Source organism: Gluconobacter sp. DsW_058 (assembly GCF_002153615.1).
In the GTDB taxonomy this organism is placed as follows: domain Bacteria; phylum Pseudomonadota; class Alphaproteobacteria; order Acetobacterales; family Acetobacteraceae; genus Gluconobacter; species Gluconobacter cerinus.
Map to the genome: position 1 here is coordinate 207,062 of NZ_JOPH01000005.1, position 10,563 is coordinate 217,624.

The 10,563-nt window shown below is 56.1% G+C and carries 10 protein-coding genes; 3 read left to right on the plus strand and 7 right to left on the minus strand.

From position 1 onward, the window contains the following. Window positions 1-24: 24 nt before the first annotated feature. Both HK24_RS04325 and HK24_RS04330 read left to right on the plus strand, forming a co-directional pair. A complete protein-coding gene (locus HK24_RS04325; RefSeq protein WP_086633458.1) occupies window positions 25-975 on the plus strand; it encodes a tyrosine recombinase XerC in 951 nt (316 codons plus the stop codon). Then, window positions 972-1,871 carry a retroviral-like aspartic protease family protein gene (locus HK24_RS04330; RefSeq protein ID WP_086633459.1) on the plus strand — a complete coding sequence of 300 codons (900 nt, stop codon included), beginning with the start codon at window positions 972-974 and terminating at the stop codon, window positions 1,869-1,871. The genes HK24_RS04325 and HK24_RS04330 overlap by 4 nt, the downstream gene beginning before the upstream one ends. Here the strand turns inward: HK24_RS04330 and HK24_RS04335 are convergent. Beyond that, complete coding sequence (locus HK24_RS04335) at window positions 1,868-2,152, minus strand: helix-hairpin-helix domain-containing protein (RefSeq protein ID WP_086633460.1); 285 nt, start codon at window positions 2,150-2,152, stop codon at window positions 1,868-1,870. The two genes, HK24_RS04330 and HK24_RS04335, sit on opposite strands and share 4 nt — an antisense overlap. Window positions 2,153-2,229: 77 nt before the next feature. Between HK24_RS04335 and HK24_RS04340 the strand changes: the two genes are divergently transcribed. Then, window positions 2,230-3,015 carry an SDR family NAD(P)-dependent oxidoreductase gene (locus tag HK24_RS04340; RefSeq protein WP_086633461.1) on the plus strand — a complete coding sequence of 262 codons (786 nt, stop codon included), beginning with the start codon at window positions 2,230-2,232 and terminating at the stop codon, window positions 3,013-3,015. An 11-nt stretch (window positions 3,016-3,026) separates the two neighbouring features. Here the strand turns inward: HK24_RS04340 and HK24_RS04345 are convergent, their stop codons facing one another. The 6 genes from HK24_RS04345 to HK24_RS04370 form a co-directional block, all read right to left on the minus strand. Beyond that, the gene (locus HK24_RS04345; RefSeq protein ID WP_233126104.1) at window positions 3,027-4,070 is read right to left on the minus strand and encodes a hypothetical protein; all 1,044 of its coding nucleotides are present in this window, start codon (window positions 4,068-4,070) and stop codon (window positions 3,027-3,029) included. Window positions 4,071-4,206: 136 nt separating this feature from the next. Then, entirely contained in the window at window positions 4,207-4,749 is a 543-nt protein-coding gene (locus HK24_RS04350) for a hypothetical protein (RefSeq protein WP_086633462.1), read from the minus strand. Window positions 4,750-4,807: 58 nt separating this feature from the next. After that, window positions 4,808-6,151: an ammonium transporter gene (locus HK24_RS04355; protein WP_086633463.1), complete on the minus strand. Its 1,344-nt coding sequence runs from the start codon at window positions 6,149-6,151 to the stop codon at window positions 4,808-4,810. Continuing rightward, window positions 6,151-6,489 carry a P-II family nitrogen regulator gene (locus tag HK24_RS04360; protein WP_029495718.1) on the minus strand — a complete coding sequence of 113 codons (339 nt, stop codon included), beginning with the start codon at window positions 6,487-6,489 and terminating at the stop codon, window positions 6,151-6,153. Before HK24_RS04360 ends, HK24_RS04355 begins: the two co-directional genes overlap by 1 nt. A gap of 149 nt (window positions 6,490-6,638) precedes the next feature. Further along, the gene (locus HK24_RS04365; RefSeq protein ID WP_086633464.1) at window positions 6,639-9,164 is read right to left on the minus strand and encodes a TonB-dependent siderophore receptor; all 2,526 of its coding nucleotides are present in this window, start codon (window positions 9,162-9,164) and stop codon (window positions 6,639-6,641) included. A gap of 171 nt (window positions 9,165-9,335) precedes the next feature. Beyond that, entirely contained in the window at window positions 9,336-10,541 is a 1,206-nt protein-coding gene (locus tag HK24_RS04370; RefSeq protein WP_086633591.1) for a mechanosensitive ion channel family protein, read from the minus strand. Window positions 10,542-10,563 lie beyond the last annotated feature (22 nt).

The window sequence follows — 10,563 nt, forward strand, 5'->3', positions numbered from 1 at the left end:
TAACCTCCCTGAGCCCGAAATGCCATGATGGCCCATGACGCATTACGCGACTGGACCGAATGGCTGACCCATGAACGGCGCTCCAGCCTGCGAACGGTTGAGGCCTACCGCCATGATATCGTTATGGCCCTCTCTTTCTTTGAGCAGCATCTGGGGGGCGAGGTTAATCTGACTGCTCTGGCAAAGCTCTCCCTTGCTGATCTCCGGGCGTGGCTGGCTCATGAGACCGCCCGGAGCGAAAAACCCACACGTCGCGCCACGAATGCCGATGCGCGCGCTCGTTCCAGAGCACGACATGTTTCGGCCCTGCGGTCGTTCTTTCGCTATCTGGCCATGCGCCATGATGTCTCGAATCCTGCCCCGGGGCTCCTCGCGAGCCCACGGCTGAAAAAGCGCCTTCCACGTCCTCTTGGACAAGAACAGGCCTTGGCCGCGCCGGAAGGGATTTCCGACGATGCTTTTACGAGCGCTGCCTCCATCCGGGACAAAGCACTCTTTACGCTTCTGTACGGGACGGGCTTGCGGATTGGTGAAGCTTTAGCCCTTGATGTGCGGGACCTGACCAACGCTGGGGAGAACATGCTGCGCGTGGTGGGCAAAGGGGAAAAAGAACGTCTGGTTCCACTGCTTCCGGCTGTCCGTGACGCGTTGGAGTTATGGAAAGGCGTTCACCCTTCTCCGGCCCCGGACGCTCCGCTGTTCTGCGGTGTTCGGGGAGGCCGCCTAAATCCCGGCGTCGCCCAGCGGGCCATGCGCGAATGGCGCAAGGGAGAAGGTCTGCCGGATTCCGCCACACCGCATGCTCTTCGCCACTCTTTTGCGACCCATTTGATGGAAGGTGGCGCTGATCTGCGTGCCATTCAGGAACTCATGGGCCATGCCAGTCTTTCCACCACCCAGGCTTATACTCTAGCAGACGAAAAGCACCTGCTGGACGTCTGGCGCAAGGCACACCCACGGGCGGAGCAGGAATGAAAAGACTGACATGGGGCATTTTAGCTGCTCTTATGGCTCTGACCGGAAAGGCTGAAGCAGTGCCATGCCACACGGTACAAGCGGCCGTTTTGCCGCTGCGCGATGATGGTGGATATCTGAGCATTCCTGCCCAGATTAACGGTCATGCAGTCTCCATGATCGTAGACACGGGTTCACAGGGTAGCCTGATGACACCGCAGGGCGTTGCAGCGCTTCATCTACCTCAGGACCCCGACCGTCACACTGTTATGCAGGGGCCCAATGGAACACCACGTCTTGTAGCCAACGTCCGTATTGCCGATCTGCAACTGGGGCATCTTTCTCTGGGAGCCGGGTCCATGCCCATAGGCTCTCTTCCTGGTTCCCCGATGATTCATCCGCCTATTCTGGGGCTTCTCGGGGCAGATGTTCTGGATGGGTATGATCTGGAATTTGACGTCCCCCATCAGAAGCTCATTTTCTGGAAAGTTTCCTCAAACAGCTCGTCCTGCCAGCTTCAGCCCACTTGGAAAGGCCAGTGGAACACGGTTCCGGCCCGACAGGTTGACGGACGCCTGATGGTAACCTTCACGCTTGATGGAACGCGCGGAACGGCGCTTCTCGACAGCGGTGCGCGCTCCCATATTGTCAGCACCGATTTCGCCTATCGCCTCGGCCTCACGGATGAGCTGCTCGCGCTCGACCCTGGCGGTATTACTGCCGGTGTGGACCTGCATGAACGCCGCTACCACTGGCATCGCTTCAAGCGCTTTTCCATGGGGGGGACGGTCTGGGTTGATCCCGTTCTGACTGTCGCCCCGGTTCATGATCAGGCCGACATGCTGCTGGGCTCAGACTGGTTCGCCAAACACGACATCTGGCTCTCTTACGCCACAAACCAGATTTTCGTTCGTTAAGGAGTTGGGAGCGTACAGAACGTCCCGGCTTTCATCCGTTCCTTGCGGGCGGCGGTAAAAGCCCACCAGTTCAGGGCCTCTCCTGTTTTCGCCTGATGGATGGTGGCTGCAAACACGTCATGCACACAGGGATCATGGCGTTGCTGCGTTAGGTGACAGAGCTTCAGATAAAGATCGTCCGGCTCACAGGATGCCAGTTGCGCAGTTGAGGTAATCCCCAATATGGCAAAATCTGCGAGTGCTGCTTTGCCAACATTCTTCAGCATTGTGAGATCACTCATACCTGCTCGCCCTTTATTTGAGGCAACCATTGTAGCGAGCGGCACTTTAAAGTCCTAGCAACAAAAGGACATTATTCATGGCGACGCAGGGACTATCACGTTTCACTGGCCGCAAGGTTCTCGTGACGGGGGCGGCATCGGGTATTGGTCACGCGACAGCCCTTCGTTTCCTTGACGAAGGCGCGCATGTCATTCTTGTGGACCGGGATCAGGAAAAGCTCGACGAGGTCATGAAGAGCCTCGACCCGAACAAAGCTACGGCCTCTCTGACAGACATTTCAAAACCCGACGAAGTTCAGAAACTGCTGGACCTCACCAAACAGACGTTCGGCACACTGGATGTGCTGGTGAACAACGCCGGTGTCACCACAATCGGCACGGTTCTGGACGGCGATCTGGACGCCTGGCAGACCGTGTGTGCCACAACCCTGACCGGGACCCTGAATGTTAGCCGCACCTTTCTGCCCTCGCTGATCCAGAGCAAAGGCAACATCGTCAACACAGCCTCTGTTTCTGGAATGAGGGGAGACTGGAACACGGCCTATTACGATGTTGCCAAAGGCGGCGTTGTGAACCTGACGCGCGTTCTGGCGATGGATCACGGAAAGGACGGCGTTCGCGTCAATGCCATCTGTCCGTCGGTCACACGCACGGCCATGACGGCGGACGCCCTTAAGGATCCGGCTTTCGTCAAAAGCGTCGAAGACCGCGTCCCGTTGCAGCGTTTGGGAGAGCCTGAAGATATGGCCGCAGCAATCACATTTCTGGCCAGTGAGGACGCGGCTTACATTACCGGACTGATTATGCCTGTTGATGGCGGCGTGACCGCATCAAACGGGCAGCCACCATTCCCTATGAGCTGATCTGCAGAACATTACTGTACGTCTCCGCGCCGGTCGCGCACGGAGACGTTTCCTGAATGTGTGGCGAAGAAATGCAGCCCCTGCCCTTTGGAAAGAGGGCGCATATGGGCCGGGATGGCGAAATACATCCGGTTGTTTTCCAGACTCCAGATGATGATTTTGTCCGTAAAGAACGGAAGTCCCAGACTTCCAATTTCTACTTCATCCTGAAAGACAACTTTTTCATTCTCTATCGGCGCGCCACCCATAAAAAGGTTTTTGACAAGCGCGCCCTGCCCCACACTCAGAAAATCATCATAGTGAGTGAATTTCTTCTGATCTCCCAGACCTTCCAGATTTTCTTTTAGTGATGAAATCCAGAAAGACGGAAATGTCGTGTATGTCAGATCAGGATCAAGACTGACGCGCTTCTTCTTTTCGCCAACTCGAATATGCACTGTGAAGTCGTCTTCCATGTCCACGGAATGACTGTCATTTCCTAGGAATGTTTTAAACGCCAGCTTGCAGGCTTTCGTATCTTTGACATCAAGATACGCGAACTGTCTTTCCGGAATATCGATCAGAACTGCCAGGCGGGATAACGCCGCGCGTCCGAGCACACCCACAATCGGTCGCCCGTCAACCACCTGCGTACTGGCCTTCGCGAGCAAGACGACGTCTACATCTTTCAGCGGAATATCATCCAGAACCAGTTCATTAATTTTGGAATGAAAGGCGCTTTCCTTATAGGTGCCGTTAATAACAACTTTGGCGTCATCATAGCCCTTGGGAAACTGTATTCCTTCAGAATTCCGGACGTAAATGTAATCGAAGGCCGGGCTGACATACATCGCAGCGGGTTTGCCGTTGATTTTCACTGGTATCAGCGGCGCATCTCCCTCGCCTCCCAGTAATGGGAGAATAACTGGTGCAGTGACACAGTCCGACTGCTCTTCCGCAGACGCAGGCGGCATCAGTCCCAGGATGACCGTAAGAGCTACCAGCCCAATAAAGAGAAAGCCTCTATTGATCACTGATCGTGACTTTCCGAACGCGACCAGAACATGACACCTCATGATGACACCAACGCCTGACCATTCCCCTTACACCGAAACTCTCCAACAGCATTCTCAATCCTGAATGACCGGCATAAAAAAACCTCCGTCCCGGTAAAGGAACGGAGGTTTCTGACACCCACTGGAGCGTAGGGAGTTATTCGCCTTTGAGGCGGCTGTTGCACTGGGACCAGTACCCGCCACCCTTCTGGATCCACTTCAGGCTGCCGTTGCCGCCGTTCGCCTTGTTCGCATTATACTGGGCAACACAGGTCTTCATACGAGCCTTGCCAGCGGACAGGCTGGAGAACTGGGACGACACAGCCGTTGGGAATACAACGTTTCCAGACGTGACCGGAGCACTCTTGGATGCAATCGGGGCTTTCGTGCCTGCAACAGACGAATCAGGCGGGTTCGCCTTACCCGTCGTAACAGGCGCCGTCGTTGTTGGTGCTGTCGCAGCCGTTGCCGGGGCAGCAGTTGTCGCAGACGCGGCTTCAGCCGTTTCGCTACCACAGCTTGCAGCCTTGAAAGCCTTGTAGCTTTGACCGTTCAGGGTGCCGCCCTTCTTGGCGGACTGGAATGCAGCATGGCATTCCTTGGCCGTCATCGCGTGTGCAGGAACCGAGGCAAGACCGGCAGCCAGAACAGCGGCTAGGGAGAGGCGGGACAACATACGGCTGGAAACCATGAAAAACATCCTTGTCTGTCAACCGGGAAGTCGCAGCCTCCCGGTTCAGAAACGCCGGTGACTACGATCAGTTGATGCGTTCACCATGCATGGTCGTATCGAGGCCTTCAAGTTCCTCCTCTGCAGAAACACGCAGACCCATGACACGATCCAGAACCTTCAGGATCACGAATGTCATGATGACACACCAGACAATCGTCACGCAGACGGCTTCCGCCTGAGCCAGAAGCTGTGAAAGGCTTCCAACCGTACCGGACGGGTTGGCGTCCGTCGCAGAGAGCGGCCCATAGGCCAGAACGCCTGTCAGCAGAGCCCCAATAATACCACCCGTACCGTGAACACCGAACGCATCGAGGCTGTCATCATAGCCGAGAGCGTGCTTGAGCCATGTTGCACTCCAGAAGCAGACTGCACCGGCAATCAGACCAATCACCACAGCACCACCCGGCAGGACAAAGCCCGCAGCGGGCGTAATGGCGACGAGGCCGGCGACCACGCCGGAAATAATGCCAAGTGCCGTTGGCTTACCCGTCCGTGCCCACTCGACAGCCATCCAAGCAACACCGCCGGCGGCAGCGGCAAGCTGCGTTGTCAGCATGGCCATGCCTGCACGGCCGTTAGCGCCCAGCGCGGAGCCTGCGTTGAAGCCAAACCAGCCAACCCAAAGCAGGGACGCACCGATAATGGCATAGGTCAGGTTGAACGGAGACATGTCATCCGTTCCGATGCCCCGGCGCTTGCCAAGAACATACGCACAGACAAGGCCAGCCACACCGGAGTTGATGTGCACCACCGTGCCACCGGCAAAGTCCACAGCGCCCAGGCCAGCGACCCAGCCCGTCGGGCTCCAGACCCAATGAGCGACAGGCGCATAGACCAGCAGCAGCCAGAAAATTGTGAAGACGCACATGGAAGAGAACTTCATGCGTTCCGCGTAGGCCCCTGTAATCAGGGCTGGCGTGATGACGGCGAACGTCATCTGGAACATCATGTAGACGCTTTCCGGGATCGTCATCGGAACGGCGGCTGCCGTTCCTGCGCCAAGCGTGAAAGCGGAATCAACGCCGTTGTGGAAGTTTGCTGCCACACCGTTCAGTAATGCGCGGGACAGATCACCAATCCACGGCGTGCCGTTCGAGAAGGCCAGACTGTAACCCGCAACCATCCAGACGAGGCTGGCGATACAACAGATGGCGAAAGACTGAATCAGGGTCGCAAGAACGTTCTTCTTGCGAACCATGCCGCCGTAGAACAACGCAAGACCAGGCACTGTCATCATCAGAACGAGTGCCGTGCTGATCAGCATCCAGGCTGTATCACCTGTGTCGATGGCCGCAGGCGCATCAGCAGCCATCGCGGATACTGGCAGAAGTGCGCCAGCAGCCATGATCGAAAGACCGGAACGTCTCATCACAGAGCGCCCTCCCCGGTCTCTCCCGTGCGGATGCGAATGAGCTGGTCGAGATTGGAGACCATGATCTTGCCGTCCCCGATCTTGCCGGTACGCGCTGCCGTCATGATTGCTTCAATAACATCTTCCACCACGGAATCCGCCACTGCGATCTCAATCTTGAGCTTCGGAAGAAAACTGACGTGATACTCGGCGCCGCGGTAGATTTCCGTCTGGCCTTTCTGACGGCCGAAACCTTTGACTTCCGTCACGGTCAGACCTTGCACGCCCAGTGGCGTCAGCGCCTCCCGGACATCGTCAAGCTTGAAGGGTTTGATAATTGCGGTGACGAGCTTCACGAACGGCATATCCTCGTTGGGAATCAGAAGACTGGTGGCCAGTATGGCCCAGATTGTACCAGTTCAACAACAATATACGAAACAGCCCGGAGGCACCGGAAAACCGGCACCTCCGGGCATTTCTGCTCCGTCTGGGTCTTGAAGGACAATCAGAACGTGGCGTTGATACGGCCGTAATAATAACCGCCAGCAATTCCAATACCGGAAGAGTCCGTGTCGTAAGCATTCGCCCCGAGGTAGTTCAGATACTTGGTCAGACGGCGCGGACGCTGGTTGAAGATGTTATTGGCACCCACAGCGAAGTGCCACATGTGGTTGAGACGGTACCCGACCTCAAGATCCGTCAGCCAGACTGGCGTATTCTTAAACTGTCCCCAGCAGACGTTGGAATACTGAAGGCTCTGCCCCTTGCAGGTCAGGCTGGCAGGCGTCTGATCCTGATAGGTCAGCATGGACGTCGTTTCGCCGTAACGCGTCTGACGGAGGTTCACATCCCACTTCCCGATCGTCCAATACGCGTTCAGGATGATCTTGCTCCGCGGAGAGGTGGACGTCAGATACGCGATACTCTGCTCATTAAGATACGGATTGCCCTGAGAGTTCGTGTTGATGTGGCTGACACGGGTCCGGTTGAGGTTGAGAGCCATGGTCAGGTCCAGGTTACCATACTGATGCATGTGCAGCAGATAGTCAGACTGGATATCGAGACCCTGGGTCCGGGTGCTGCCAACGTTGGCAAAGTAATTGGCAGACACGTCAGACGTCGTAATACCCGTTGGCAGTGTCGCGCCCGTCATTGCAATCGCCGAGATGGCGGAATCACCGTAAACAGAACCGGCGCCGGAAATCCGATCACGAATGTTGATCTGATAAACGTCCGCCGAGAGATGCCAGCCATCAACAGGCTCAAGAATAATACCACCCTCAGCACTCGTGGAGCGCTCAGGCTTCAGATGCTGCGCGCCAAGGCTCTTGCCAGCCGCACCGGACGTGGACAGCAGACCGGATGCACCCGTCGGCGACACATTCAGAGAGCTGAAATTTTCTTCCGGCAGGGTCGGAGCACGGAAACCATTGCTGATTGTAGCGCGAACGGCAATGCGCTTGGTGATGTCGTACCGTGTGGAAACCTTGCCATTCTCGGTATTGCCAACGTCCGTGTAGTGCTCAAAACGGCCTGCAAAATCGAGATCCCAGTGCTTCAGCGGATGGAAGTCACCATCAAGATAGGCAGCCCAGACGTCACGGCTCCACTTACCGGCGTTCTCTGGCATCAGGCCCGCATAACCCTGCGTTCCGCCGTCAGCATAAGATCCAACTTCGCCCGGCCAGATCTGGTAGGTTTCAAGACGATGCTCGCCGCCGAAAGCCACCGTGACCGGTACAAGATCAGCGATCTTTAACTGCCGGCGGAAATCCAGATTGTTGGTCCACTGAGATAGGCGATACGTCTCGGCACGAACCGTTGTTGGAGACGTTCCCGTAGCTGCAATCAGATTCGGGTTGGCAGTGTTCTTGTTGCCGACATCGTCTTCATCCGCACCATACGTGGAGCTGAGGTCCCAGGAGAAACCGAAGAAATTGTCCCCTTTCAGACCCAGTGTCGCGGCATAATCGTTCTCTTCAATGGTTTCGAGCGGCGAGAAACCATAAGGATACAGCGTCGGGGCAACAGACGGCATACGATAGTTTTCGTAAGCCTCGGAATGACGGTGAGCATAGGTGATGAGGCCATAGCCAGTCACACCTTCCGTCAGCGTCTTGCCAAACTCAATGCTGAGATTTTCGCGGGTTTCTTCTGGTGTGCTCAGGATCTTGTTGGAATCGTGCGGGACATTATAGCCCTTGTATTCAGAATTCCCCGGAACAGTTCGCACGTCTGTCGTGTTTGGGACCATGTGGTCGGTGTGATACATCTGCCCACTGATGTGGACATACCCATCACCCAAGAAGCCGAAGCCACCATCCGCGCCAAGCTGATACTGCCAGCCATCGCCGTTATAGGCGTTTGCACCCGTCTGCGCGGTCATGTTCAGGCCATGCGGCGTCTTTTTCAGAATGATGTTCACAACGCCTGCAATGGCGTCTGAGCCGTACATGGCGGCCGCACCATCACGCAGAATTTCGATGTGATCGATTGCAGAAGCCGGGATCATGTTCAGATCGACGGGCGTTGAGCCCTGCTGCGGACCGGCATCGGCATAGATGTTGGCTGTCGTATGACGGCGCTTTCCATCCACGAGAACCAGAACTTCGTTCGGGTTCAGACCGCGCATACGGATCGAGGACGTCAGCGCACCGGCATCACTGCCCATGGCGTTTACTGTGATCGACGGATCCGTACGGACGATAGCGTCCGCAAGATTCATCTGACCGGAACGACGCAGCGTGGCAGCGGTAAGAACGCTGATCGGGCTCGTGGAATCCCGGGCGCGGCGGTTAAACGCATGCGTTCCCGTCACGATCATCTGTTCATTGCTGTTGCTATCAACCGCATGTGGGCGACGCGGCGTGGCGGCAGCCTGGCGGACGACTGTTTTCTTCCCTGTGGTCTTGGCCGTCACCTTTGCAGGCGCCGTGGCCTTGGTCGTTTTATGCACGGCAGCAGAGGCCTGATGTGCTGGGTGCAAAACCGTAACGATTGTAGTAGCGAGAAGAAGTGACTTGAGGCGCATTCAGGCAGTCCTAATCAGATCCGGTGTTCGGTTCAGATTAGAAACGTTTTAAAATGTGTCTACGATTATTCCTTTGTCAGAATGTATCACAGGACTTCTAGTGCATAAATGCCACACTCCTGTGGGGTCAAAACGAAACTTTTGAACCCAGGAGTACGGAACTGAGAAATTTCAGGAAACTGATGGTGTGTTCAGGTCCGGTCCGCGATATTTTCCGTCGCCTGGCCGGTTGACGGGCGGTGACATGAGGCTTTCGGGCCACGGCGTGTCAGACGGAGAATCCGATACGACCGCAGTTCGGCCGCGCGGCAGACATTCCGGCATTTCCACCTGGATACGGCGCAGCATGCGTTCGCGGATATCGCAGGACAGGTTCCACATGTTTCCTGCATCTGCCGCCCCTGCGATGATGCGGATGGAAATGACCTGAGCATTACTGTCTGCAATCTGGCAGGCAATGGAGGAACGGTCCTTGTCCCAGTCCGGACAGTGCTCGATTTCTTCCATGAACATTGCCCGCAAGCGGTCCATCGGTGTGCGGTAATCCAGCCAGAGAAAGATGGAGCCGATCAAAGACTGCGAACTATGAGTCCAGTTCTGGAACGGGTTTTCGAGGAAATAGGAAATAGGCACGATATAGCGGCGGCGATCCCATGTCCGCAGGACGACGTAGGTTGCATTGATCTCCTCAACCCAAGCCCAGTCACCGTTCAGGATCAGCATATCTTCCATACGGATCGGCTGCGTAATGGCAATCTGAATACCCGCAATCAGATTGGACAGGGCCGGTCGGGCGGAGAGACCCACGATCAGGGAGGCGGCACCAGCAGAGGCAAAGAGCGAAACGCCAAATTTCTGAACGGAATTGAAAACCATCAGAGACGCAGCAACGGTCAGCACTCCGAAGGTGATCTCAATCAGACGACGGAGCACCCGGATCTGCGTCTGATGAGACCGGACAGTGATATCATCCACGTTTTCCTTGGCACTGATCCGGTTCAGGTACTGATCGGTCGCCAGACGAAATGCCCTGATAATGCCGAAGCCCAGGTTCATGATGAACAAACAGGCCAGCACGTGCGCGAGAAGCTTTTCAGTCTCGGGGGAGAAGCCCTCCGTCGCTGGCAAAGCTGCGCTGGCGGCTATGATCATCAGAAAATAGCGGACATTCATCCTTAACCTGATGGTTAAAGCATGAATGAACTGGATCTTCCTCAGACCCGGCAGGCGGGGCAGCGCATCCGTGATGATCCGACTGAACAGAAGAGCAATCAGCGCCGCTGCAATCAGCAAAAGAACAGAACCCAGCGGGTCAGGCAGCCAGTCGAACTGGTGACGAAGGCTGGACATTGAGTCCACATAATTCTGTCTGAACATTGGTCTCCCTAGACGATCACCT

What these genes read in the sequence shown, in the direction of transcription:
- HK24_RS04325 (WP_086633458.1), top strand. Translation starts at nt 25, where the DNA reads ATGATGGCCCATGACGCATTACGCGACTGGACCGAATGGCTGACCCAT.
- HK24_RS04330 (WP_086633459.1), top strand. Translation starts at nt 972, where the DNA reads ATGAAAAGACTGACATGGGGCATTTTAGCTGCTCTTATGGCTCTGACC.
- HK24_RS04335 (WP_086633460.1), bottom strand. Translation starts at nt 2,152, where the DNA reads ATGAGTGATCTCACAATGCTGAAGAATGTTGGCAAAGCAGCACTCGCA.
- HK24_RS04340 (WP_086633461.1), top strand. Translation starts at nt 2,230, where the DNA reads ATGGCGACGCAGGGACTATCACGTTTCACTGGCCGCAAGGTTCTCGTG.
- HK24_RS04345 (WP_233126104.1), bottom strand. Translation starts at nt 4,070, where the DNA reads ATGAGGTGTCATGTTCTGGTCGCGTTCGGAAAGTCACGATCAGTGATC.
- HK24_RS04350 (WP_086633462.1), bottom strand. Translation starts at nt 4,749, where the DNA reads ATGTTTTTCATGGTTTCCAGCCGTATGTTGTCCCGCCTCTCCCTAGCC.
- HK24_RS04355 (WP_086633463.1), bottom strand. Translation starts at nt 6,151, where the DNA reads ATGAGACGTTCCGGTCTTTCGATCATGGCTGCTGGCGCACTTCTGCCA.
- HK24_RS04365 (WP_086633464.1), bottom strand. Translation starts at nt 9,164, where the DNA reads ATGCGCCTCAAGTCACTTCTTCTCGCTACTACAATCGTTACGGTTTTG.
- HK24_RS04370 (WP_086633591.1), bottom strand. Translation starts at nt 10,541, where the DNA reads ATGTTCAGACAGAATTATGTGGACTCAATGTCCAGCCTTCGTCACCAG.